At 69.3% G+C, this 24981-nt stretch carries 23 protein-coding genes; 16 read left to right on the top strand and 7 right to left on the bottom strand.

The features are described from left to right. Positions 1-102: 102 nt before the first annotated feature. Positions 103-1287: a HAMP domain-containing sensor histidine kinase gene (locus GT354_RS28040; RefSeq protein WP_161359162.1), complete on the top strand. Its 1185-nt coding sequence runs from the start codon at positions 103-105 to the stop codon at positions 1285-1287. Between the two features lie 204 nt (positions 1288-1491). Then, the gene (locus GT354_RS28035; protein ID WP_161359159.1) at positions 1492-2442 is read left to right on the top strand and encodes an acyl-ACP desaturase; all 951 of its coding nucleotides are present in this window, start codon (positions 1492-1494) and stop codon (positions 2440-2442) included. A 68-nt stretch (positions 2443-2510) separates the two neighbouring features. On the opposite strand, the gene GT354_RS28030 is transcribed toward GT354_RS28035, so the two are convergent. The 3 genes from GT354_RS28030 to GT354_RS28020 all read right to left on the bottom strand — a co-directional run bounded on the left by GT354_RS28030 (position 2511) and on the right by GT354_RS28020 (position 5258). Continuing rightward, positions 2511-3719: an ABC transporter permease gene (locus tag GT354_RS28030; RefSeq protein WP_161359158.1), complete on the bottom strand. Its 1209-nt coding sequence runs from the start codon at positions 3717-3719 to the stop codon at positions 2511-2513. Continuing rightward, a complete protein-coding gene (locus GT354_RS28025) occupies positions 3716-4621 on the bottom strand; it encodes an ATP-binding cassette domain-containing protein (RefSeq protein ID WP_161359157.1) in 906 nt (301 codons plus the stop codon). Before GT354_RS28025 ends, GT354_RS28030 begins: the two co-directional genes overlap by 4 nt. Before the next feature lie 118 nt (positions 4622-4739). Continuing rightward, entirely contained in the window at positions 4740-5258 is a 519-nt protein-coding gene (locus tag GT354_RS28020) for a gamma carbonic anhydrase family protein (RefSeq protein WP_346012204.1), read from the bottom strand. Positions 5259-5506: 248 nt separating this feature from the next. Here GT354_RS28020 and GT354_RS28015 point away from each other — a divergent pair, with 248 nt between their 5' ends. After that, positions 5507-5803 (top strand): DUF4193 domain-containing protein, encoded by a 297-nt coding sequence (locus GT354_RS28015; RefSeq protein WP_020555852.1) that lies wholly within the window; start codon positions 5507-5509, stop codon positions 5801-5803. Positions 5804-6106: 303 nt separating this feature from the next. Here GT354_RS28015 and GT354_RS28010 read toward each other — a convergent pair whose 3' ends face one another. Together GT354_RS28010 and GT354_RS28005 are read right to left on the bottom strand one after the other, a co-directional pair. Then, positions 6107-6556, bottom strand: a complete 450-nt coding sequence (locus GT354_RS28010; protein WP_161359156.1) for a DUF3093 domain-containing protein — start codon at positions 6554-6556, stop codon at positions 6107-6109. A 32-nt stretch (positions 6557-6588) separates the two neighbouring features. Beyond that, the gene (locus GT354_RS28005) at positions 6589-7482 is read right to left on the bottom strand and encodes an SDR family oxidoreductase (RefSeq protein ID WP_161359155.1); all 894 of its coding nucleotides are present in this window, start codon (positions 7480-7482) and stop codon (positions 6589-6591) included. On the opposite strand from GT354_RS28005, the gene GT354_RS28000 reads away from it, so the two are divergent. The 12 genes from GT354_RS28000 (at position 7481) to GT354_RS27945 (ending at position 21140) form a co-directional block, all read left to right on the top strand. After that, complete coding sequence (locus tag GT354_RS28000; protein ID WP_237535524.1) at positions 7481-8158, top strand: PaaI family thioesterase; 678 nt, start codon at positions 7481-7483, stop codon at positions 8156-8158. The genes GT354_RS28005 and GT354_RS28000 overlap by 2 nt on opposite strands. Then, positions 8155-8682 carry a dUTP diphosphatase gene (dut, locus tag GT354_RS27995; RefSeq protein WP_161359154.1) on the top strand — a complete coding sequence of 176 codons (528 nt, stop codon included), beginning with the start codon at positions 8155-8157 and terminating at the stop codon, positions 8680-8682. The genes GT354_RS28000 and dut overlap by 4 nt, the downstream gene beginning before the upstream one ends. Position 8683: 1 nt before the next feature. After that, the gene (locus GT354_RS27990; RefSeq protein WP_161359153.1) at positions 8684-9508 is read left to right on the top strand and encodes a DUF3710 domain-containing protein; all 825 of its coding nucleotides are present in this window, start codon (positions 8684-8686) and stop codon (positions 9506-9508) included. A 468-nt stretch (positions 9509-9976) separates the two neighbouring features. Then, positions 9977-10066: a K(+)-transporting ATPase subunit F gene (gene kdpF / locus GT354_RS27985; RefSeq protein ID WP_161359152.1), complete on the top strand. Its 90-nt coding sequence runs from the start codon at positions 9977-9979 to the stop codon at positions 10064-10066. After that, positions 10067-11731, top strand: a complete 1665-nt coding sequence (gene kdpA, locus GT354_RS27980; RefSeq protein WP_161359151.1) for a potassium-transporting ATPase subunit KdpA — start codon at positions 10067-10069, stop codon at positions 11729-11731. Continuing rightward, positions 11728-13842 (top strand): potassium-transporting ATPase subunit KdpB, encoded by a 2115-nt coding sequence (gene kdpB, locus GT354_RS27975; protein WP_161359150.1) that lies wholly within the window; start codon positions 11728-11730, stop codon positions 13840-13842. Before kdpA ends, kdpB begins: the two co-directional genes overlap by 4 nt. Positions 13843-13847: 5 nt before the next feature. Continuing rightward, positions 13848-14579 (top strand): potassium-transporting ATPase subunit C, encoded by a 732-nt coding sequence (locus GT354_RS27970; RefSeq protein WP_161359149.1) that lies wholly within the window; start codon positions 13848-13850, stop codon positions 14577-14579. A gap of 85 nt (positions 14580-14664) precedes the next feature. Next, positions 14665-17331 (top strand): sensor histidine kinase KdpD, encoded by a 2667-nt coding sequence (locus GT354_RS27965; protein ID WP_161359148.1) that lies wholly within the window; start codon positions 14665-14667, stop codon positions 17329-17331. After that, complete coding sequence (locus GT354_RS27960) at positions 17328-18002, top strand: response regulator (RefSeq protein ID WP_161359147.1); 675 nt, start codon at positions 17328-17330, stop codon at positions 18000-18002. Before GT354_RS27965 ends, GT354_RS27960 begins: the two co-directional genes overlap by 4 nt. Positions 18003-18217: 215 nt before the next feature. After that, the gene (locus GT354_RS27955) at positions 18218-18619 is read left to right on the top strand and encodes an OB-fold nucleic acid binding domain-containing protein (RefSeq protein WP_161359146.1); all 402 of its coding nucleotides are present in this window, start codon (positions 18218-18220) and stop codon (positions 18617-18619) included. A gap of 4 nt (positions 18620-18623) precedes the next feature. Beyond that, the gene (locus GT354_RS27950; RefSeq protein ID WP_161359145.1) at positions 18624-19376 is read left to right on the top strand and encodes a DUF3159 domain-containing protein; all 753 of its coding nucleotides are present in this window, start codon (positions 18624-18626) and stop codon (positions 19374-19376) included. Positions 19377-19754: 378 nt separating this feature from the next. Then, positions 19755-21140: a hypothetical protein gene (locus GT354_RS27945; RefSeq protein WP_161359144.1), complete on the top strand. Its 1386-nt coding sequence runs from the start codon at positions 19755-19757 to the stop codon at positions 21138-21140. Between the two features lie 271 nt (positions 21141-21411). Here the strand turns inward: GT354_RS27945 and GT354_RS27940 are convergent, their stop codons facing one another. Then, positions 21412-22068, bottom strand: a complete 657-nt coding sequence (locus GT354_RS27940) for a TrkA family potassium uptake protein (protein ID WP_161359143.1) — start codon at positions 22066-22068, stop codon at positions 21412-21414. Beyond that, complete coding sequence (locus GT354_RS27935; RefSeq protein ID WP_161359142.1) at positions 22068-22730, bottom strand: TrkA family potassium uptake protein; 663 nt, start codon at positions 22728-22730, stop codon at positions 22068-22070. Before GT354_RS27935 ends, GT354_RS27940 begins: the two co-directional genes overlap by 1 nt. 149 nt (positions 22731-22879) lie before the next feature. Here GT354_RS27935 and GT354_RS27930 point away from each other — a divergent pair, with 149 nt between their 5' ends. Beyond that, positions 22880-24943, top strand: a complete 2064-nt coding sequence (locus GT354_RS27930) for an APC family permease (RefSeq protein ID WP_161359141.1) — start codon at positions 22880-22882, stop codon at positions 24941-24943. Positions 24944-24981 lie beyond the last annotated feature (38 nt).

The following is a 24981-nucleotide window of genomic DNA, read 5'->3' as shown; positions in this document are numbered from 1 at the left end:
CCCAGCCGTGAGCCGGCGCGCGAGCCCGGCCGTGAGCCGCCGCGCCCGCCCGGCAACGGCCGACGGCTGATCCTGGGCCGCGACGCCGACGACGCGGTCGAGATGTCGCGGCTGTCACGACTCGCGCCCTCGCAGGTGCCCGCGCTGTTGCGGTCCACGATCAGGGTGCGGTTGACGGCGCTGTACGGCGGCATGTTCCTGATCGCCGGCGTCCTCCTGCTCGGCACGGTCTACCTGCTCGTGCGGCAGAGCCTGGTGGCCGGCCAGTTCAAAATGAAATTGGCCGAGAACACGCAGTTGTCGGTCGGCGGTCAACCGATGACGCGCGACCAGTTCGTCGAGTGGCAGGCGTACCTGCAAGGTCGCCAGCGCGACGCCGCGCTGCACGCGCTGCTCCAACAGTCGTTGCTCGCGTTGCTCCTGCTCGCGGTGGTCGCCTTCGGCTTCGGCTACGTGATGGCCGGACGCGTGCTGCGCCCGCTCGGTCGGATCACCGCGATCGCCCGCGAGGTGGCCGGCGCGAATCTGCACCGGCGGATCGAGCTGGACGGTCCCGACGACGAGTTCAAGGAGCTCGCGGACACCTTCGACGACATGCTCGATCGGCTCGACCGATCCCTGGAGTCACAACGAAAATTCGTGGCCAACGCGTCGCACGAGTTGCGCACCCCCCTCGCGATCAACCGCACGCTGTTGGAGGTCGCGCTCGGCGACCCCGACGCGTCCGTCGAGCTCAAGCAATTGGGCAAGACGCTTTTGGCGACCAACGAGCGCAGCGAAGGGCTGATCGAGGGCCTGCTTCTGCTGGCCCGCAGCGACAACGAACTCACCGAGCGCAAACCGGTCGACATCGGCGAGGTGGCCCGCCGAGCGGTGGACCAGACCGGTGCGGAGGCCGCCGAGCGCAAGGTGACGCTCAAGACCGACCTCGCGCCCGCGGGATTGCAGGGCAACGGTGTGCTCTTGGAGCGCGTCGCGATGAACCTCGTACAGAACGCGGTTCGCTACAACCGCCCCGGGGGTGTCGTGGAGGTCTCCACCGAGACCAGCGCCGGCATCGCGGTGCTCACCGTCGTCAACACCGGACCCGTGGTGCCCGCCTACGAGGTGGACAACATGTTCGAGCCCTTCCGTCGGTTGCGGACCGAGCGGATCGCCAGCGACAAGGGCGTGGGCCTGGGACTTTCGATCGTGCGTTCCATCGTGCGCGCGCACGGAGGCTGGATCGAGGTCGAACCCCGCGAGGAGGGCGGTCTGATGATCCGGATCGGATTCGTGTCCGGCTGATCGGCTCGGGGCGAGTGGGCCCCGCAGGCCGAAACTCGTCGCACGTGTGTGCGAGAGGCGCGCATCACATTTCCGGTTCGGGGCGGAACCAACCTACGCTGTCGTAAGTTACGGAATCGTAGGGACACGTCGTGCGGGCGATGCACAGCGTCGTCCTCCGTGTCTGCCGCTGTTCCACGATGTCTGCCTACGCCTGGAGTGCCCATGAACCTTCTCGCCCCCGCCATCACCGGTGAGCGCCTGCTCAGTGAGCTGGAGCAGGTCGTCGCGGTCGAGCTCGACCGACACCTGGCCGTGGCCAAGGAGTGGTTTCCGCACGAGTACGTGCCGTGGGGTCGCGGTCGGGACTTCGACGGTGTGCTCGGTGGCGAGGCGTGGACGGCCGAGGAATCGGGCCTGACCGACGTCGGCCGGATAGCTCTGACGCTCAACCTGCTGACCGAGGACAACCTGCCCAGCTACCACTACGAGATCGCGGCGATGTTCGGCCGCGACGGCGCGTGGGGCACGTGGGTGCACCGTTGGACGGCCGAGGAGGGCCGGCACGGCATCGCGATCCGCGACTACCTGATGGCCGCACGGGCCGTGGACCCCGTCGCCCTGGAGCGCTCGCGCATGGAGCACATGGAGGCGGGCTACCAGGGCGACCACATGGCCAACCCGCTGCACGTCATCGCCTACGTGACGTTCCAGGAGCTGGCGACGCGCGTGTCGCACCGCAACTCGGGGCGCACGTGCGGCGACCCGATCGCCGAGCAGATGCTCGCGAAGGTCGCCACCGACGAGAACCTGCACATGGTCTTCTACCGCAACCTGCTCAAGGCCGCGTTCGAGCTCGCCCCCGACCTGGCGATGCGCGCGGTGACCGACATGGTCACCGACTTCCGGATGCCCGGACACGGGATCAGCGGCTTCGAGCGGGCGGCGGCCAAGCTCGCCGTGGGCGGCGTGTACAACCTGCCGATCCACCGCAACGACGTGATCATGCCGGTGCTGCGCCACCTGAAGATCATGGAGCGCACCGACCTGGGCCCGGAGGGCGACAAGGCCCGCGAGGAGCTCGCGTTCTTCCTGGACGGCCTCGGGACCCAGGCGGACCGCTTCGAAGAGCGCCGGCTGGCCCTGGAGGCCCGCAAGGCCGCCAACAAGCGCTGAGGCCCCACCCGTACATCGGGCCCGCCACCTTGCCCGCGACGGCGAGGCGGCGGGCCCGACACGTGCTGTCAGCCCTTGCGGGCCGTCGAACCCCGCGTGGCGCCCAGCGCCTCCTTGACGGTGACCTTGCCGCCCATGCGCAACACCGCGCCCTCGTACATCCGGGCCGCGAGTCGCACCAGCAGGACCAGCGCGACCAGCGCGATCGCCAACGCCGCGAGGTTCTCCACGACCGAGACCTCGTCGGCCGCGGTCAGCACCGGCTGCAACATGGCCGAGAACGGCGGTACATAGGCCAGCACCGTCGCGGCGGTGCCGCCGTTCTGGCCCAGGAAGACCGCCATGAGGAAGGACGCGATCAACAGCGTCGTCATCGGCGTGATGACGTTCTGCAGGTCCTCCTGGCGAGACACCCGGGCCGCGGCGGCGGCGAACATGCACGCGTAGATCGCGTAGCCGACCACGAACCACAGCAGAACCAGGGCCACCGGATAGACCATGTCGCCGGTGAGCTCGATCGTGCCCGTCGCACTCGCGGCCGCGAGTCCCACCACGGCGGTGACCAGCATCTGGAGCAGGCCGAGCAGGCCGATCCCGATGATCTTGCCGGTCAGCAACGCCTTGGCCGGGACGGTCGCGAGCAGGATCTCCACGATCCGGCTCGACTTCTCCTCGACCACCCCGCTCGCTACCCACATGCAGAACAACATGAGCATGCCGTAGAGCACGAGGGTGCCCACGAACGCGATGCCGCGGCGGGCGTCGCGCTGGTCCGCGTCGGGGTCGAGCGTGGTCTTGGGCATCGGTTGGATCGCCGACGCCTGGTTCACCGCGCCCGGGTCGATGCCCTGCGCGGTCAATCGGCCGTCGCGCTCCACGGTCGCCCACGCGCTCTGCAGCACGGCCGCCAGCGGGTCCTTCAGCCCGCTGTCGACCACGATCCGACCCTGGTCCACCACCGCGTCCAGCTTGCCGTCCCGCAGGGCCTTGTCGGCCGCCGCGCGGTCGGCGACCGGCTTGACGCGTATGTCCACGTCCAGCAGCGTCGCGGTGCGCTCCGCGGTCTGCGCGAGTTGCGTCTGCTGCGGGCCCAGGAAGGCCACGTCGTACTTGTCGGACCCGCCGCCGATCACGGCCGGGATCGCCACCGACGCGAGCAGGATCGCCAGCATCACGCCCACCGAGACCTGGAAGCCGCGATCGCGGATGCGCTCGGTGAACTCGCGGCGTGCCACGAGCCGCACCGCGGACCAAAAGGTGAATCCGCCGGTGCTCACGCGCCGACCTCCGTTCCGTTGACGGCCTCGCGGAAGAGCTCCGCCAGCGAAGGGGTGGCCGGCGCGAACGAGAGCACCCGGCCCGCCGCGCGGGCGGCGTCCAGCAGAGCCTGCTCGCTCGCGCCCTCGACCAGCTCCACCAGCACCGCGTCCGCGTCCGCGGACAGCACCGTCGACCCGGGCAGATCCTTCGCCCAGTCGGCCGGCGCGCCCTCGACGACCACGCGGTAGCGCACCGCGCGCGAGTCGCCCCGCAACTCCGCCACGGTGCCGGCGGCGTGCATGCGGCCGTCCTTGATGATGCCGACCGCGTCGCACAGCGACTCGACCAGTTCCAACTGATGACTGGAGAACACCACCGCGGCGCCATGCGCCACCCGGTCGCGCAGCACGCCCGCCATCACGTCCACGCCGACCGGGTCGAGCCCGGAGAACGGCTCGTCGAGCACGAGCAGCTCCGGCTCGTGCACGAGCGCCGCCGCGAGCTGGACCCGCTGCTGATTGCCCAGCGACAACGTCTCCAGACGGTCCCCTGGCTCACCCGACACCTGCAGCCGCTCCAGCCATCGCGTGGCCGATGCGCGGGCCTCGGCACGGGTCATCCCGTGCAGCTCGGCGAGATAGACGAGCTGATCCGCGATGCGCATCTTGGGATACAGGCCGCGTTCCTCCGGCATGTAACCCCAGCGGCGGCGCATCGACCGATCGACCGGGCGCCCCTGCCAGCGGATCTCGCCCGCGTCGGGCGTGAGCACGCCGAGCGCGATCCGCATGGTCGTGGTCTTCCCGGCCCCGTTGGTACCGACAAATCCGAACATCTGGCCGGGACGAATGGTCAAAGAGAGGTCGTCGAGAACGACCTTCTCCCCGAACCGTTTGTCCAGACCGACTAGCTCAAGCACGAAACTCCCCGATGTAGCCCCCGTGGTCCGACTTATATACGGGGCGAACCGGTCGGCCAAACCAGACGCGGAGTGTGCGATCCGACACACCGGGGGAGGGCGGGCCCGGCGATGCGGATCAATCGATGCGCCGCAACTCCTTGCGAAAGCGTCGGCCGTTGGCGACGTAACTACGCACCGCCTCGTCGAAGGCACCCTCCGACACGGCGTTCTCGCGGATCTTGGCGGGCACCCCGAGAGCCATCGCGAACGAGGGCACCTCGACCCGATTCCCGACCACGGCACCCGCTCCCACCAGGGCACCTGTGCGCACGATCGCCTGATGCATGACCACCGCGCCGTTGCCGATCAGGCAGCGATTCTCGATCACACAGCCCTCCAGGTGCACGATGTGCCCGATCACGCACTCGTCGCCGACCACGGTCGGCCACGGCGCGGTGGTGTGCAAAACGCAGCCGTCCTGGACCGAGGTCCGCTCGCCGATCACGATCCGGCCGTGGTCCGCGCGCAGTACGGCACCCGGCCACACCGTAGAATCCGCGCCGATCTCCACGCTTCCGATCACGACCGCATCCGGATGCACATACGCATCGGGGTGCACCTTGGGTATTTGATCACCCAGCGCGTAGACCGTCACGATTCCTCCTGGTTGTGCAGGGCGGGTCGGGGTTACAGTGGCCCCCCATCCAACCAAGTCACCTCTTTGGGGGTTCGGTTGGGTGTCGATTGCGTAACGGGCCTTGATGTAAGGCAAAATCTGCGCTTCGGGTCGGGCACAACTTCGACCCGTCAAGCGTTACGTGCGCTGAAGGCATCGTCCGAGAACGTCCGCGGGCGCTGCCGCACGACTGAGCACAGCAGATCCACCCGGAGGGGGAGAGGTACATGGCAACCGACTACGACACCCCGCGTAAGACCGACGACGACATCAACGAAGACAGCATCGAGGAGCTGAAGGCTCGGCGCGTGGACAAGTCGGCCGGTTCGGTCGACGTCGACGAATTCGAGCAGGCCGAGTCTCTCGAGCTTCCCGGCGCGGACCTCTCCAATGAGGAGTTGTCCGTCCGGGTCGTCCCGAAGCAGGCCGACGAATTCACGTGCTCCAGCTGCTTCCTGGTGCACCACCGCAGCCAGCTGGCCAAGGAGAAGGACGGCCAGGCAATCTGCAGCGACTGCGCCTGATCGTGTTCGGTCGAGGACGACCGGCGATGAACGGCAACCCTGCACACGCCATACGGGTACCGGCAGGAGTTGGACCGTCGACGTTCGCCGAGCGTCCTTGAACGGATCGCACGACAAGGAACACGACAAGCAGCGCGCACGGCACGTGAAGCACGCACACGCATGAAGCAGGACGTACGAAGTCGAACGTCCGCCGACTCACCGGCGGGCGTTCTTGACTGTCCGCATCCGGCACGGCCCGGATCGACGCACCGGCCGGATCGGTGCGCGGGCGGATCGATCCGCTTCGACCCCGGGCGCCGATCAGGCCCGGGCGCGGACCGCCGCGACCACGTCGACCAGTCGTCGCGGATTGCGCGACGAGAGATAGAGATAAGGCGTCGGATCGGTCGGATCCGTCACCTCGATCCGCGCGGCCCCCGGGATGTAGGAGCGCAGCAGCATGAACGCGCGCGGGTCGGCCGCCTCCATGCGCATCGAGCGGGCCTGCTCGGGATCGAGGGCGGTGCCCTCGCCGAGCGCGCTCAGCGGGATGCGGGCCTTGCCCGCGAACAGCTCCGTGTCGGTGACCCTGATCCGCACCGAGCCGTAGGACGCGGTGGCCCACGCCGCGAGCGCGGCGCACACGATCACCCCGACGACGGTCGGTATCGGGCCCATGGCCAGGCCCACGAGCCCGCCCGAGAGCCCCATCAAAAAGGTCAGGGCCCACCACGAGGCCGGCACGCCGAGTCGTTCGTTGTACGCCTGCATGGGACCAGCCTGTCATGAGCGGTCGACACGGTTCAGCGCGGGCCGTGCCGCCGGGTCAGCCTGGCGAGTGCGCGAGTGATCCCCTCAGGAGGCGTTCGCAGGCCCGTCGCCACTCCTTTGGCGTAGTCCGACAGGGCCGTCGGCGCGAGCAGGTCCAGCACCGCGCCGGCCCTCGCGTCGTTGCCCACGAGGTAGCGCGCCCGCGGACGCGGCACGCTCAGCGCGGTCCGTACCGCGTGCGCGACCGGAGTGGGGTCGGGGAGCGCCTTGGCCCGGCGCACGACGTCGTCCGCGAGGTCGTACGAGTCGCTGTACGCCGACGTCTTGCGCTGGGGCAACAGCGCCATGCCGCGCTCCCACAGGTCGGTGCCGAAGTTCCCGGGCTCGATCAGCACCACCTTGACGCCGAAACCCGCCGTCTCGATCCGCAGCGCGTCGGTGACCGACGCCAGTGCCTGCTTGCTCGCGCAGTACCACCCCACGAACGGCGACGAGACCCGGCCGGAGATCGAGGAGATGTTGACGATCCGACCGTCGCGTCTTTGTCTCATCTGAGGCAGGACCAGGCGCGCGATCCGCGCGGGCGCGATCAGGTTGGTCTCCAACTGCGTGCGCACCCGGTCGTCCTCGACGTCCTCGATCGCGCCCGGCTGCGCGATTCCGGCGTTGTTGACCACCGCCCACGGACCGCCGCCGGTCATCGTGGCGATCTCGGTGAACGCCCGCACCGTCGACGTGGCGTCGGCGACGTCGAGCAGGACCGTGCGCACGCCCACCTCGGCGCGCTCCGCGGCCTCGCGCAAGCGCTCGGCCTTCTCCCCGGTCCTGGCCGTGCCGATCACGTCGAAGCCGGATCCCGCCAGCTCCAACGCGACGGCAAGGCCGATCCCACCGGTCGCCCCGGTGACGACGACGCTCTTGGTCATGCGTTTCCTTCCGTTCCGCGACCCCTTCGGGTCGCGGCGCCTGGAGGCCCCCGAGGCTCCCGCGCGGCTGTCGGTCGGAACGACGGTAGTGTCCTTCGGCGTGAGTCGACCAACATCCCTGATCCCGCCTCCGGACGCGGTGGTGCCCCGGCCCCACCCGGACGCCCCTCCTCCCGGCGCCGAGCTGGGCGAGCACTACAGCGACTGTTTCGGCTGCGGCGAAGCCGCTCCCGGCGGCCTGCGCATCCGCACGCGCGCCGGCGAGGGCGTGTCCGTGGACGCCGAGTTCACCGTCACCGCGCAGCACCAGGGCGCCCCGGGGCTGGCCCACGGCGGCCTGCTGACCTGCGCGTTCGACGAGGCCCTCGGCGCGATCGGCTACATGCTGCACACCACCGCGGTCACCGGACACCTGGAGACGGACTTTCGCCGTCCGGTGCCGGTGGGCTCCACGCTCTACATCCACGCATGGTGCGAGGCGGTGGCCGGCCGCAAGATCTACTCGCGCGCACAGGGCCGGCTCGACTCTCCCGAGGGGCCGATCGCGGTCGAGGCGGCGGCGTTGTTCGTCGGGGTGGAACACTTCGTCGACAACGGCCGCGCCGAGGACGTACGGCGAGTGATGGCGAATCCGGATCTGATCAAGGCAGCCCGAGCGTTCGAGGTGAACCCGTGAGCACGAGTGTGGACATCCTGGTGCGTCGGCTCGACCCCGAGCTGCCGCTGCCCGCCTACGAGCACCCGGGCGACGCCGGCGCCGATCTGGTGACCGCGCAGGACGCCGAGATCGCCCCCGGTGAGCGGATGGTCCTGCCCACGGGCATCGCCATCGCGCTCCCGGACGGCTACGCCGCGTTCGTTCATCCGCGCTCCGGACTCGCCGCTCGATGCGGAGTATCCCTGGTGAACGCCCCAGGCACAGTCGATGCGGGATACCGTGGCGAAATCAAGGTTGTCGTGGTCAACCACGACCTGCGTACGCCGGTCGTTTTTCGTCGCGGCGACCGAATCGCCCAACTCGTGATCCAACGGGTCGAGCGAGCCGGGTTCCACGAGGTCGCCGAGCTACCGGGTTCCGGGCGCGGCGAAGGCGGCTTCGGATCCACCGGCGGGCACGCGGCCATCGGCGTTTCGACGTCCGGTGCGGCGGGCAGCGCAGGCAGCAGGCAAGACTCGGCCTCCGACAGGGAAGGACTGTGACGTGTTCGGTCGTCGCCGACGCAGCGATAAGGCTGATCTGCCGGTCGAGGAGCGCGAAGACCTCGACGAGACCATCGAGGACGAGGATGAGGACGGAGCCGAAGAGGCTCGGGACGACGGGGACGCGACAGCCTCCGACGACTCGGATCCGGACGAGCTGAGCCGTCCGATCCCGCCCGCTCCGCGGCCCGATGGCCCGTGGGATTTCGAGGAACTCGAAGATCCCCACGAGGAGCGCATCGACCTCGGCGGAATGCTGATCCCCAGCGATCCGCGGATGGAACTGCGGGTCGAGGTCTCCAACGACCTCATCATCGCCGCCACCGTGGTCCTCGAGGACAGTGGCCTCCAGCTGCAGGCATTCGCCGCGCCGCGCAACGAGGGCATCTGGCACGAGGTGCGCGCCGAGATCGCCTCCGGGATCACCCAGCAGGGTGGTGTCGTGGACGAGCAGGACGCGGGCCTGGGGTGGGAGCTGCGGGCCCAGGTGCCCGTCCAGCTGCCGGACGGTACCCAGGGGCACCAGTTGGTCCGCTTCGTCGGGTGTGACGGACCGCGCTGGTTCCTGCGCGGGGTCATCTCCGGCCGGGCCGCGGTCGACCCCGAGGTGGGCGCCGACCTGGAGACCATGTTCCGCGACACCGTCGTGGTGCGTGGCATGGACCCGATGGCGCCGCGCGACCCGATCCTGCTGCGCCTGCCGGAGAACGCGCAGGTCGACCCGGAGAGCGGGCTCGCGGTGCCGGCGCAGGGCGAGGAGGGCGACCGCTTCGACGGTGACCTCAACCCGTTCCAGCGTGGCCCGGAGATCACCGAGGTCCGCTAGCGACACAGCGGTACGAGACCGCGGTACGAATCGCCGCGGTGCGAACACCGCAGTTCGAATCACCGCAGTTCGAACAGCGCAGTACGAACAGCGCAGTACGAACACCGAAGCCCGGTTTCGCCGAAAGGCGGGGCCGGGCTTTGTCGTGTCCGCCGACGGCGCCGCGGCTGCCCGGGGGCGGGGCCGGGTGGGGTGCGGGTCGTACGCGCACAAGGCGGCCGAATTCGGGCCGCGTCAAGGACTCGTCAAGAAGCCGCAGGGCCGCGTCAGGACGCCGCCAACGCTTTCGAATATGCGCCTTATGTGGTGATTTTTGACCAGTTGGCGGTGCTATCAATGTCTCCGTCACGGGCGATCAAGCGCCTGTCCGTCCCAAGGAGCAATCGCGATGGCTGATCTGGCCTTCGTCTTCCTGACGATCGCGTTCTTCGCGCTGGTCGTCTTGATCGCCAAGGGGGTGGCGAAGCTGTGAACGTCGAAAGCGTCGTCGGCCTGAGCGTCGCCATCGCCCTGCTCGGCTATCTGGTCCTGGCCCTGATCTTTCCCGAGAGGTTCTAGGTGAGCGTCACGCTCGCGGGGATACTCCAACTGTCCCTGCTGATCGCAGTCCTGGCCGCGGTCCACCGCCCCTTCGGCGACTACATGGCCCGCGTGTACTCCAGTGACAAACACCTTCGCGGTGAGCGCGTCCTGTACAAGCTCATCGGAGCCAACCCCGACTCCGGTCAGCGCTGGACCGTCTACCTGCGCAGCGTCCTCGGGTTCTCGATGTTCTCGCTGCTCGGGCTCTACGCCCTCCAGCGGTTGCAGAACCACCTGCCGTTCGACCTCGGCTTCGCGCCGATCAAGCCGGACCAGGCGTTCAACACCGCCGCGTCGTTCACCGCGAACACGAACTGGCAGTCGTACTCCGGTGAGACCGCGATGGGCCACACGGTCCAGATGGTCGGCCTGACCGTACAGAACTTCGTCTCCGCCGCCGTGGGCATGGCCGTCGCCATCGCCCTCGTGCGTGGGTTCGTCCGGGTCCGCTCCGGCGAGATCGGCAACTTCTGGGTCGACCTCGTCCGCGGCTCGATTCGCATCCTGCTCCCGATCGCGATCATCGGCACGATCGTGCTCGTCGCGTCGGGCACGCTGCAGAACCTGGCCGACCCGCACACCGTCACCACCCTGTCGGGCGGCTCGCAGACGATCCCCGGCGGTCCGGTGGCCTCGCAGGAGGTCATCAAGGAACTGGGCACCAACGGTGGCGGCTTCTTCAACGCCAACTCCGCGCACCCGTTCGAGAACCCCAACGCGTTCACCAACGTGTTCGAGGTCTTCCTGATCCTGCTGATCCCCTTCTCGATGCCGCGCACGTTCGGCCGGCTCGTGGGCAACCTCAAGCAGGGCTACGCGATCCTCGCCGCGATGTTCGTGATCTGGTTCGTCGCCGTCGCGCTCATGTGGTGGACCGAGGCGCACGGCAACGGCGCCGCCCCGGAGATCGCCGGCGGGTCCATGGAGGGCAAGGAAGCGCGGTTCGGGATTCCCGGCTCGTCGATGTTCGCCGTGTCCACCACGATGACCTCCACCGGAGCGGTCAACTCGTTCCACTCGTCCTACACCGGACTCGGCGGCGGCATCACCATGATCGGCATGATGCTCGGCGAGATCACGCCGGGCGGGGTCGGCTCGGGCCTGTACGGGATCCTGATCATGGCGATCCTGGCGGTGTTCGTCGCGGGCCTGATGGTCGGCCGCACGCCCGAGTACCTGGGCAAGAAGATCGGCGCCGGCGAGATGAAGCTCGTCGCGATGTACATCCTCGTCGTGCCCGCCACCATCTTGACCTTCACCGGCATCGCGCTGGCCCTGCCGGGGGAGCAGGCGGCGATCCTGAACTCCGATTCGCCACACGGCATCTCCGAGGTGTTGTACGCCTTCACCTCGGGCGCCAACAACAACGGCAGCGCGTTCGCCGGGCTGGGCGCGAACACCGAGTTCTACAACACGATGATCGGCCTCGCGATGCTGATCGGCCGATTCGTACCGATCTGCCTCGTGCTCGCGCTCGCCGGAAGACTCGCCGAACAAAAGAGCGTCCCGAGCACCGTGGGCACGCTGCAGACGCACAAGCCCCTGTTCGTGGGCCAACTCGTCGGCGTGATCCTCATCATCACCGGCCTCACCTTCTTCCCCGCCCTGGCCCTCGGGCCGCTTGCCGAGGGATTGGCATGACAGACACCGCAATACGCCCCGCCGAAGAACAGACCGTCGCGCCCACCGGGCCCACCCGCGTCTCCGCCGGCCTGTTCGAACCCCGCCAACTGCTCAGGTCGCTGCCCGGAGCCCTGCTCAAACTCGACCCGCGCGTCATGGTCCGCACCCCGGTCATGTTCGTGGTCGAGATCGGGTCGGTCATCACCACCGTCATGGCGATCAAGGACCCCGGCGTCTTCGCGTGGGTGGTGACCGTCTGGCTGTGGCTGACCGTGGTGTTCGCCAACCTCGCCGAGGCCGTCGCCGAAGGGCGCGGCAAGGCGCAGGCCGACACGCTGCGCAAGGCCAAGACCGACACCGTCGCGCGACGCCTGGTGGGCGAGCACGAGGAGCGGGTCGCGGCCACCGAACTGGCCGTCGGCGACCTCGTGGTGTGCGAGGCCGGCGACATCATCCCCGGCGACGGCGACGTCGTCGAGGGCGTCGCGAGCGTGGACGAGTCGGCCATCACCGGCGAGTCCGCCCCGGTGATCCGCGAATCGGGCGGCGACCGCTCGGCGGTGACCGGCGGCACCAAGGTGCTGTCCGACCGGATCGTCGTCAAGATCACCACCGAGCCCGGCAAGACCTTCATCGACCGGATGATCGCCCTCGTCGAGGGCGCCGCCCGGCAGAAGACGCCGAACGAGATCGCGCTCAACATCCTGCTCGCGTCGCTCACGATCATCTTCCTGTTCGCGGTCGTGACGCTGCAGCCGATCGCGATGTACGCACACGCCGAACAGTCGATGATCATCCTGGTCGCCCTGCTCGTGTGCCTGATCCCCACCACCATCGGGGCGTTGCTCTCGGCGATCGGTATCGCCGGCATGGACCGGCTCGTCCAGCGCAACGTGCTCGCGATGTCGGGGCGCGCGGTCGAGGCCGCGGGCGACGTGTCGACGCTGCTGCTCGACAAGACCGGCACGATCACGCTCGGCAACCGGCAGGCGTCCGAGTTCGTACCCGTCGACGGAGTGGGCGCGGCCGAACTGGCCGACGCGGCGCAACTGTCCTCGCTGGCCGACGAGACGCCCGAAGGTCGCTCGATCGTGGTGCTGGCGAAGGAGCGGTACGGGCTGCGCGAGCGGCACCAGGGCGAACTCGCGCACGCCGAGTGGATCGCCTTCGCCGCGCAGACCCGGATGTCCGGGGTGGACCTCACCGAGGACGGGGCCGTGCGTACGGTCCGCAAGGGCGCCGCGTCCGCGATCAACGCGTGGGTGTCCGAGCGGGGCGGCAGCATCCCGGCCCGGTCGGGCGAACTGGTCGACGGCATCTCCGCCGCGGGCGGCACGCCGCTGCTGGTCGCGGTCGAGGACGCGAGCGGCGCCCGCGTCCTGGGCGTCATCCACCTCAAGGACGTGGTCAAGGAGGGCATGCGGGAGCGGTTCGACGAACTGCGCCGGATGGGCATCCGCACCGTCATGATCACCGGTGACAACCCGCTGACCGCCAAGGCGATCGCGGACGAGGCCGGCGTCGACGACTTCCTCGCCGAGGCCACCCCCGAGGACAAACTCGCGCTGATCAAAAGCGAGCAGGCCGGCGGCAAGCTGGTCGCGATGACCGGCGACGGCACCAACGACGCCCCGGCGCTGGCCCAGGCCGACGTGGGTGTCGCGATGAACACCGGCACCTCCGCCGCCAAGGAGGCCGGGAACATGGTCGACCTGGACTCCGACCCGACCAAGCTGATCGAGATCGTCGAGATCGGCAAGCAGTTGCTGATCACCCGCGGCGCGCTCACCACGTTCTCGATCGCCAACGACGTCGCGAAGTACTTCGCGATCATCCCCGCGATGTTCGCGAGCATCAAGGGCGCCGAGGCGCTCGGCCCGCTCGACAAGCTGAACATCATGCAGCTCGCGACCCCCGAGTCGGCGATCATCTCCGCGGTGATCTTCAACGCGCTGATCATCGTCGCGTTGATCCCGCTCGCGCTGCGCGGCGTGCGCTACCGGCCGATGTCCGCGGACCGACTGCTCGGTCGCAACCTGCGGATCTACGGCCTCGGCGGCCTGATCGCCCCGTTCGTCGGGATCAAACTCATCGACCTGATCGTCTCGCTCATCCCCGGAATCGGTTGATTCACATGGCCACGAACTTCACTACCCGCATCCGCGTCCTCGGTGCCTCGCTCCGGGCGTTCCTCGTCCTGACCGTGCTCCTGGGCGTGCTGTACCCGCTGTCCATGACGGGCGTCGCCCAGGCGTTCTTCAAGGACAAGGCCGACGGGTCCTCGGTGAGCGTCGCCGGCAAGGACGTCGGATCGAGCCTGATCGGCCAGGCGTTCGACCTCGTCGACGCCAAGGGCGCGCCGCGCGTGTTCGACGCGGACGGCCGCGAGGTGCTCGCGACCGCCGACGGCGCGGGCTACACCTACCTCGACAGCGGCGCGGTGCTGACCGCCGAGCAGGGCGAGGGGGTGGGCCCGCTGCCCGACCCGAAGTGGTTCCAGCCGCGCCCGTCGGCCTCGAACTACGACGCGCTCGCCTCCGGGGCGTCCAACTACGGCCCCGAGAACCCCGTCTTCGTCAAGCTCGTGACCGAGCGCAAGGCCCGGGTCGCGAAGTTCAACGGGGTCGCCGAGGACCGGGTGCCGGTCGACGCGGTCACCGCGAGCGGGTCCGGGCTCGACCCGCACATCTCCAAGGCGTACGCGCTGATCCAGGTCGATCGCGTGGCCAGGGAACGCGGCCTCGACGTCGCGAAGGTGCGCTCACTGGTGAACGCCCACGTGGACGGCCCGAACCTGGGCTTCCTGGGCCAGGAGCGGGTGAACGTGCTCGACCTCGACATCGCCCTCGCCAAGCTCGCGGGCTGAGGCGGCGGCTTCGGCGGCTTCGGTGGATACGGGTCGGAGTGTGCCGGTGTCGGCACTCTCCGACCCGAGGCAGAGAATGGGTGACATGGCACGCGGCAAGCTCCGGATCTATCTCGGTGCGGCACCGGGCGTCGGCAAGACCTACGCGATGTTGGGCGAAGGGCAACGTCGGCGCAGGCGCGGCAGCGACGTCGTCGTCGGGTTCGTGGAATGCCACGGCCGACCCAACACCGAGGAAGTGCTCGACGGCCTGGAGACGATCCCCCGGCAGCGGATGACGCACCGGGGCGGTTCGTTCACCGAGATGGACGTGGACGCCGTCATCGCGCGGCGCCCCAGGATCGCGCTCGTCGACGAACTGGCGCACACCAACGTCCCCGGCTCGCGCAACGCCAAGCGCTGGCAGGACATCGAGGAGATCCTCGACGCCGGGATCGACGTCGTCTCCACGGTCAACGTGCAGCACCTCGAATCGCTCAACGACGTCGTCGAGTCGATCACCGGGGTCCCGCAGCGCGAGACCGTCCCCGACGAGGTGGTCCGCCGGGCCGACCAGATCGAACTGGTCGACATGGCGCCGGAGGCGCTGCGCCGACGGATGGCCCACGGCAACGTGTACGCGCCGGAGAAGGTCGACGCGGCACTGTCCAACTACTTCCGGGTCGGCAACCTCACCGCGCTGCGCGAACTCGCGCTGCTGTGGACGGCCGACCGGGTCGACGAATACCTCCAGCAGTACCGCAACGAGCACCAGATCGACGCGACCTGGCCGGCGCGCGAGCGGATAGTGGTCGGCCTCACCGGCGGACCCGAGGGCGAAACCCTCCTGCGGCGGGCGGCCCGAATCGCCTCACGCGGGTCCGGCGGCGAGTTGCTCGCGGTGTACATCTCGCGCAGCGACGGTCTCACCGGCGCCTCCCCGGAGGCGCTGGCCCGCCAGCGGGCACTCGTCGAGTCGCTCGGGGGCACGTTCCACTCCGTGGTGGGCGAGAACGTGCCGACCGCGTTGCTGTCCTTCGCGCGGGGCGTGAACGCGACGCAGATAGTGCTCGGCAGCAGTCGGCGCAAGCCCTGGCAGTACCTGTTCGGCCCCGGTGTGGGGGCGACGGTGGCCGCGCAGTCCGGCGACATCGACACCCACATCGTCACGCACGAGCACGCGGGCGTCGGGCGGGTGCTGCGCCCGATCCGATCGCCGCTCGGGCGCGGGCGGCACATCGCGTCGTGGGCGGTGACGGTGATCGGTCCGGCCGCGCTCACGTACACGCTGGACGCGACCCGGGGCAGTCACGGCCTGTCCACCGCGATGCTGCTGTTCCTGACGTTGACGGTCGCGGTGGCGCTGATCGGCGGGCTGTGGGCATCGGTGCTCACCGCCGTGGTGTCCTCGTTCCTGCTGAACTACTACTTCACGCCGCCGTTGCACAACCTGACCATTCGCGATCCGGAGAACATGCTCGGGTTGGGCGTCTTCGTGTTCGTCGCGTTGTCGGTGGCCTCGGTGGTGGACCTCGCGGCCAGACGTACCCATCAGGCCGCGCGCAGTCAGGCCGAGGCGCAGACCCTGAGCTTCCTCGCGGGCAGCGTGTTGCGCGGCGAACAGGCGCTGCCGGCGCTGCTCGACCGGGTGCGCGAGACGTTCGCGATGGAGTCGGTGGCGTTGCTCCAGCGCGAGGAGCACCACCGCCCGTGGCTGTGCGTGGGCAGCGTCGGGCCGCATCCGGCGGTGCGACCGGAGGACGCGGACGTGGACGTGCCGGTGTCCGACTCGCTCGCGCTCGCGCTGTCGGGACGGGTGCTGCCGGCCGAGGACCGGCGGGTGCTCGGCGCGTTCGCCGCACAGGCCGCGGTGGTGCTGGAGCGGCGGAAGCTGGTCGCCGAGGCGGCCGAGGCGCGGCGCCTGGCCGAGGGCAACCGGATCCGTACCGCGTTGCTCGCGGCGGTCTCGCACGACCTGCGCACACCGCTGGCCGCGATCAAGGCGAGCGTGTCCAGCCTGCGGGCCGAGGACGTGAGCTGGTCGGAGGAGGACGAGGCGGAGTTGTTGGCGGCGATCGAGGTCGGTGCGGACCGGCTGGACTCGCTGATCGGCAACCTGCTCGACATGAGCCGGCTGCAGACCGGGACGGTGACGCCGCTGATGGGGGCGATCGGGCTGGACGAGATCGTGCCGGGCGCGCTCATGGGGGTTGCCGAGGACGCGGTCGCGCTGGACATACCGGAGACGTTGCCCGCGGTGTGCGCGGACGCGGGTCTGTTGGAACGGGTGCTCGCGAACGTCATCGAGAACGCGGTCAAGCACAACCCGGCGGGCCGTCGCGTGCACGTGTCGGCGGGGGCGCTGGGGGATCGGGTCGAGCTGCGGGTGGCCGACCGCGGGCCCGGGGTGCCGGACGAGTCCAAGGACCGGATCTTCGAGCCGTTCCAGCGTCTGGGGGACGCGCCGAAGGGTAACGGGGTGGGATTGGGCCTGGCGGTCGCGCGGGGCTTCGCGGAGGCGATGGACGGCACGCTGACCCCGGAGGACACTCCCGGCGGCGGACTGACGATGGTGCTGGCGTTGCGGACGGCGGTGCGGGTGGTGCCGGCGGTGGCGGCGGCATCGGTGGGGGCGGACGGGCCGTTCGAGACGGTCGGGTCGGTGGGTTCGTCGGGGTCGCCGGCTTCGTCGGACGCGGTCGGTTCGGCGGGTTCGGCGGGTTCTGGTGGTCCGGCTCTTTCGGCCGGATCGGACATGGAGGAACAACGGTGACACGGGTCCTGGTCGTCGACGACGAACCACAGATCGTGCGGGCCCTGGCCATCAACTTGAAGGCTCGCGGCTACGAGGTCGACACGGCGGGGGACGGTACGGCGGCGCTCACGGCCGCGGCGGACCGGCATCCGGACGTGGTGTTGCTCGACCTCGGGCTGCCGGACATCGACGGGGTCGAGGTGATCCGGGGGCTGCGTGGGTGGACGAAGATCCCGATCATCGTGCTGTCCGCGCGGCAAGCCTCCGCGGAGAAGGTCGAGGCGCTGGACGCGGGCGCGGACGACTACGTGACGAAGCCGTTCGGGATGGACGAACTGCTCGCGCGCCTGCGGGCGGCCGTGCGGCGGGCGGTACCGGAGGAGGAGGCGCCGGTCGTGGTCACCGAGTCGTTCACGGTGGACCTGGCGGCCAAGCGGGTCTCGCGGGACGGGGCCGACGTACGGCTCACCCCGACCGAGTGGCATCTGTTGGAGGTGCTGGTGCGGCACGCGGGGCGACTGGTGAGCCAGCGGGCGTTGCTGCAGGAGGTGTGGGGGCCGGCCTACGGGACGGAGACGAACTACCTGCGGGTGTACATGGCGCAGTTGCGGCGCAAGCTGGAGCGCGATCCTTCGCACCCCCGGCATCTGCTCACCGAGCCGGGGATGGGGTATCGGTTCGAGGGTTAGGTCTTGGTCGTGCCTCGCTCGTGGCCGGGTGGCCGGGTGGCCCCGGTGGGTTCGCTGCGGGGGGTTTCGGCCGGGAGGTGTGCCCAACCTCGCCACCCGTTGCGTTTGGTGGGAAGGCCGCGGGTTTACGGCTTTCGGGTGGGTCCATCCGGCCCGTGGGGCTTCGGGGCGGTGAGGCTTCGGGGGTGGGGAGGATTGGCGGTACCCTTCGGGACATGAGTGGTAGTGCCGCCGGGGTGGAGCGCCGGCCCGGACGATTGCGCCGGATGCTGGATCGGCTGACCTCGACCCACGAGGAGTTGCACGCCGAGGAGTTGCTGCACGACTCGCAGCGCCTGGGGTGTACCAAGATCGTGGATGTGGTCGAGCGTGACCTGATCACGGTCGGCGGGACTCTGCGGACCGTGACGTTTCGCCCGCGAGCCGGGGTGCCCGCGCTCGAGGCCGAGTTGTACGACGGTTCGGGCGCCCTGTCGGTGGTGTGGCTCGGTCGGCGGCGGATAGCCGGCATAGAGCCCGGGCGGCAACTGGTCGCCCACGGCCGGGTCAGCACCGCTCAGGGCCGGCCCGTTTTGTTCAACCCCAGGTACGAACTGCGCCCCGTCGGCCGGGAGTGATCGAGTGACCGCCCACATGGAACGACCCGCTTCGGACGTGGACGGCGCCGAGCCCGTGCCCACCGACAGCGCCGCGACGATGATCGCCGCCTTCGGCGGCGTGCGCGGCATGATCGACATGACCGTGCCGGGACTGGTCTTCGTGATCGCCTACACGATCAGCCGCTCCACCTGGGCTGCGGCGATCACCGCCGGTGCGGTGGCACTCGCGTTCGCCATCGTGCGGATCGTGCGACGTGAGAGCCTTCAGCACGCGCTGGGCGGGTTTCTCGGGGTCGCGGTGGCCGGCTTCGTGGCGATCAAGTCCGGCAAGGCCGAGAACTTCTATTCGGTCGGCATGTTGCTCACCGGCGGCTACGCGGTGGCGTACCTGATCTCGATCCTGGTGCGTTGGCCGCTGATCGGCGTCGTGCTGGGCCCGGCGCTCGGGGAGAACTTCACCTGGCGACAGATCCCGGCACGGTATGCGGCCTATCGCAAGGCCACCTGGGTGTGGATCGTCATGTTCGTGCTGCGGATCGTCATCCAGATCCCGATCTGGATGACGGGCAACGTCACCGCGTTGGGGGCGGCCAAGGTCGCGCTCGGTGTGCCGCCGTTCCTGGTGGTTTGTTACATCACCTGGCTGATCATGTCGAAGGCTCCGCCGCCGGTGAAGGTCGCCGATCTCGAGGACGACATTGAGGACGGGCTCCACGACGGCGTCGAGGGCGGGCCGGACGGCTCGCGTGACGGTGTGGCAGGGTCTCGCGACTGACGAGGTGAGCGGGGCCGGCCGGGCGTGGTGCGGCGGGTTTCGCGGCTGCGGGTAGGGCCGGGCTTTCGCCGTCGGCGGTGGGGCGGGATCGACCGCCGACGGTGCGGCTTGGCCGCCGGCGGCGCGGGGGCGCGTCGTGACCGGCGCTGTGGCCGGGTTTCGTGGGTGTGCACGGGCGATCACTTGTGTGTTGATTAGTCCGATTATCGGCTCGCCATGGAAAAGAACAGATCACGTGTCGATCATGGTTGCGGGATTCGGCAGTCGATTCCGGAAAACTTGGACCAAGATCGGTCTAATCAGTCATTCCTGCATGTTCCCGTAACCGTGTGATTAGCGTCCCCGTTAGACCTCCAGTGGACGAAGGAGGCGGGGACGGTGGCCGGAAACGGTGACCTCATCGCATTGGTAGCGGAAGCCGGTCTCTCCCGGCGTGAGCTGGCCCGTTGGGTCAATGTCGTCGCCGAGCGACGCGGGCTGCACCTCGGGTGCAGCCACACCTCGGTGGCGCGTTGGTTCGAGGGCGCCCAGCCGCGCTGGCCGATTCCCGAGCTGTTGGCCGAGGCTCTCGGCCGCCGCTTGGGATGTGAACTGACGGTCGCGGACCTCGGGTTGCGCGACCGACGTCCGCCGATCCCCGACCCTTTCGACGGGCTGATCGTCGCCCGGACCGCGGCCGAAGTCAGACAGGCCGTGGCCGATTTGTCGGAGAGAGACATGAACCGCCGTACTTTCCTGGCCAACACGGCCTTCGGCGTGGGGGCGTTCGCTGCTCCCGCGCTGTTCTGGTCGACCGCATCAGGGGTCGGGAGCGAGCCGGAGAAGCTCGCGTCGACCGGCCCCACCACGGTGCGCGACGCCGACGTACAACGCATCCATCAGACCGTCCTGGCCTTTCGCCGGCTCGATCGGGCCCAAGGAGGCGGGGACCTGCGCGACACCGTCGTCAACCATCTCAACGGCGTCGCCCGCACCAAACTCGCCGGCACCTACGGGGAGGACGTCGGCCGCCGGCTGTTCCGCGCGGTCGCCGAACTCACCGAACTCGCGGGCTGGCTGTCGTTCGATTCCGGCCGACACGCCCTCGCCCAGCGCTACCACATCCAGGCGCTACGCCTGGCTCAGGCAGCAGGCGACGTCGCCTACGGGGCGTACGTGATGGCCAACATGGCGTGTCAGGCCGTGTATCTGGGCCACGGCTGGGAGGCGGTACAGCTCGCGCGGGCCGCCGAACAGGGCGCCGCGCGAGCGCTGGGGCCGCGGGCACGGGCGATCGTGTCGTCGATGGAGGCGCGCGGTCACGCGGCCCTGAAAGACCGGCGGGCGTGCGAGCAGTCCATGCTCGTCGCCGAGCGGCACCTGGACGCGGCCGGCCCGGTCGACGACGACCCGTCGTGGTGCAACTACTTCGACGAATCGGAGTTGCAGCACGAATTCGCGCACAGCCATCGAGACCTGGGGCTACAGGACAAGATCCACGGCTTCGCGAGCGAGTCGCTCAAGCTGCGTCGGGAGGGCGCGACGCGGCGCTGTGCGCAGGACACCACGTTCATGGCCGCCGCATACCTGGCCCAGGGCGAGTTGGACGCGGCGTGCGGCAAGGCCACCGACGCGCTGCGGATCGCGGGCAACCTGTCGTCGACGCAGTGCAACGACTTCCTCGCGGACTTCCGCAGGCGGTTGCAGCGCTACGACAAGGAGCCGATCGTGCGCGCGTTCAACGAGGAGGCGGAGCAGATCATGGGTGAACTGGCCGCCGCCTGAGGCGCGGACGGGGGTGGATGGGCGCAGCCGGGGCGGTGGCTCGGTGGCTCGGTGCTTCAGGGCTTCGAGGCTTCGGGGTTTTATCGCGTGGGCCGCGTGGGCCGGGGGCGCCGGGAGCCGCCGTGAGCGCAGCTGCCGTGGGCGCTGTGCGGTGTCACGCGAGTCGCGGGTGCTGCGCAGTGTCGCGGCCGGCGCGGGGATTGCCGTCAGACGTTTCGGTCGGACCGGATTCGAGTCCGGTCCGACCGGGGCGGCGGGAGGGTTGTGTCGGTCAGGCCGACAGCAGGTCCTCCAGCTCCTCCTCACGATGCGGAGCGGCGACGAACAACAGTTCGTCGCCCGCTTCGAGCGAGTCGTCCTTGCCGGGCACCAGGACCCGACCCTCGCGGATGATCGCCACCAGTGCGGTGTCCTCGGGCCACGCGACGTCACCCACGCGGGTGCCCACGAGCGAGGCGTCGCCCGGCAGGGTCAACTCCACGAGGTTGGCGTCGCCCTGACTGAAACGCATCAGGCGCACCAGGTCGCCGACGCTGACCGCCTCTTCGACCAGGGCCGACATCAGGCGCGGCGTGGAAACGGCGACGTCGACCCCCCACGCCTCGTTGAACAGCCACTCGTTCTTCGGGTTGTTCACTCGGGCGACCACGCGCGGCACGCCGTACTCGGTCTTGGCCAGGAGCGAGACGACCAGGTTGACCTTGTCGTCGCCGGTCGCGGCGATCACCACGTTGCAGCGCTGAAGCGCGGCCTCGTCGAGCGAGGAGATCTCGCACGCGTCGGCGAGCAGCCACTCGGCCTGCGGAACGCTGTCCACCTTGATGGCGTCCGGAGCCTTGTCGACGAGCAGTACCTCGTGGCCGTTTTCCAACAACTCGGCGGCGATGGAACGACCCACCGCGCCGGCGCCCGCGATTGCGACCCGCATCAGCTTTCCTCCGGGGCTCTCTCGAAGGCCGCCTCGACGGCGGCCACATCCGCCTGATGCATGACCACGTGCACCAGGTCGCCCTCCTGGATGACGGTCTCGGAGGTCGGCAGGATGCCTTCGCCCAGACGGGTGACAAACGCCACCCGCGCGCCGGATGCCTGTTCGAGTCGGCTGATCCGGTGGCCGACCCAGGTCGAACTCACGTGCACCTCGGCGAGCTGAACGCTCCCGGACGGGTCACGCCACAGCGGCTCGGCGCCACTGGGCAGCAGCCGGCGCAGCATCTGGTCGGCGGTCCAACGCACGGTGGCCACGGTGGGGATGCCCAGACGCTCGTACACCTCGGCCCGGCGCGGGTCGTAGATACGCGCGGCCACGTTCTCCACGCCGAACGTCTCGCGGGCGACACGCGCCGCGATGATGTTCGAGTTGTCGCCGCTGCTGACCGCCGCGAACGCGCCGGCCTCTTCTATACCGGCCTCGCGCAGGGTGTCCTGATCGAAGCCGACACCCTTGATCCTGCGGCCGGAAAAGTGCGAGCCGAGGCGTCGGAACGCGGAGGGGTCGCGGTCGATGACCGCCACCGAATGCCCCAGTTCCTCGAGCGTCTGGGCCAGCGTGGATCCCACGCGCCCGCAGCCCATGATGACGATGTGCACGGCCGTCCTTCCGGATTTGGTCCGTAGTGCCCGGTCTGATGCTCGTTTGTGGTGTTACCAGGGTGGCAGACCTCGCCGAGACGTTACACGTGGGCGCCTTGCGGCATGCCCCCGCCCCGACGAAAGTCGGTGGGCTTACGATCGCCTGCGTGTCAAGACTGACCGATCTGTCCAAACGCATCCTTGTCGGCCGAGCCCTGGCCAGCGACAAGTTGTCCGAGACCCTTCTGCCGAAGCGCATTGCGCTTCCCATCTTCGCTTCCGACGCACTCTCATCGGTCGCCTACGCGCCCGACGAGATCCTGCTCACCCTGTCCATGGCCGGCCTGGCCACCTATCACTTCTCGTGGCAGGTCGGCCTGGCCGTCGTCGTGGTCATGCTGACCGTGGTCGCCTCCTACCGCCAGAACGTGCACGCGTACCCCAGCGGCGGCGGTGACTACGAGGTCGCAAGCGTCAACCTCGGACCCAATGCCGGCCTGACGGTCGGCAGCGCGCTGCTCGTCGACTATGTGCTGACCGTGGCGGTCTCGGTCTCCTCCGGCGTGGCCAACATGTCCTCCGCCATCCCCGCCCTCGCGTCGCACAAGGTGCTGATAGCGGTCGCACTCGTGCTCGTGTTGATGGGCATGAACCTCCGGGGTGTGCGCGAGTCGGGCAAGTTGTTCGCCGTTCCCACCTACGCGTTCATGTTCGCCATCCTGGGGATGACCGGGTTCGGCCTCATCCGCGCCGCGACCGGCGCGAACATGGAGGCGGAAAGCGCCGGCTTCCACATCCAGGCGGAGGACAGCTTCACCGGCTTCGCGCTGGTGTTCCTGCTCCTGCGCACGTTCTCGTCCGGCTGTGCGGCGCTCACCGGTGTCGAGGCGATCAGCAACGGCGTACCGGCGTTTCGCAAGCCCAAGAGCAAGAACGCGGCCGGCACGCTGCTGCTCATGGGCACCATCTCGGTGACCATGCTGATGGGCATGCTGGCGCTGGCCAACATGACCAAGGTGCGCTTCGCCGAGAACCCGACCACCCAGATCATCGGCGCACCGTCCGACTACGAACAAAAGACCGTCGTGGCGCAGGTCGCCGACGCGGTCTTCGGCGGGACGTGGCTACAGCCGTTGTTCTACCTCGTGCTCGCGGTCACCGGCCTGATCCTGATCCTCGCCGCCAACACCGCGTTCAACGGGTTTCCCGTTCTGGGTTCGATCCTGGCGCAGGACCGCTACCTGCCGCGTCAGTTGCACACGCGCGGCGACCGGCTCGCGTTCAGCAACGGCATCATCATGCTGGCCGCGTTCGCGATCGTGCTGATCGTCGCGTTCGACGCCGAGCCGACCAAGCTGATCCAGCTGTACGTGGTCGGCGTCTTCGTGTCGTTCACGATGAGCCAGGCGGGCATGATCCGGCACTGGACCCGGCACCTGAAGACCGAGACGGATCCGGGCGAGCGGCGCCGGATGATGCGCAGCCGGGTGATCAACGCCTTCGGTCTGTTCATGACCGGCACCGTGCTCGTGATCGTGCTCGTGACCAAGTTCCTTCAGGGCGCGTGGATCGCCATCGCGGCCATGGGTGTGCTGTTCCTGCTGATGAAGCAGATCCGGCGGCACTACGACCGCGTCGCCGCCGAACTCGCGGCGGTCGAGGTGGACGACAGCAAGCTGCCGTCGCGCGTGCACGCGATCGTGCTCGTGTCCAAGCTGCACAAGCCGTCGCTGCGCGCGCTCGCGTACGCCCGCGTGGGGCGACCGAACGTGCTCGAAGCGGTCACGGTCAATGTCGACCCCGGCGAGACCGAGGCGCTGCGGCGCGAGTGGGACGTGCGGGGAATCGAGGTGCCGCTCAAGGTGCTCGACTCGCCGTATCGCGAGATCACCCGCCCGGTCATCGAGTACGTCAAGTCGGTACGCCGGTCCAGCCCCCGGGACGTGGTCTCGGTCTACATCCCCGAGTACGTGGTCGGGCGCTGGTACGAGCAGATCCTGCACAACCAGAGCGCGCTGCGGCTCAAGGGTCGGCTGCTGTTCACACCGGGCGTCATGGTCACCTCGGTGCCCTGGCAACTGGAATCCTCGGAGCGGCTCAAGGAACCCAAGGCGTGGACCGCGCCCGGCTCCGTGCGCCGCGGCCCGGCGCGCGTGCCGCGCAGCGGGGAGGGCAAGCGGGGAACGGGGGATCGGCCCGCGGGTCGCTCGGGGGACCGACCGGGGAGTTGACGGGGGGTCGGGTCGGGTCGGGCCGCGCCGGGGACCTG

Source organism: Streptomyces sp. SID3343 (assembly GCF_009865215.1).
Classification (GTDB): domain Bacteria; phylum Actinomycetota; class Actinomycetes; order Streptomycetales; family Streptomycetaceae; genus Embleya.
The sequence above is the reverse complement of the archived record's forward strand: the minus strand, read 5'-3'. Positions and strand labels throughout refer to the sequence as shown.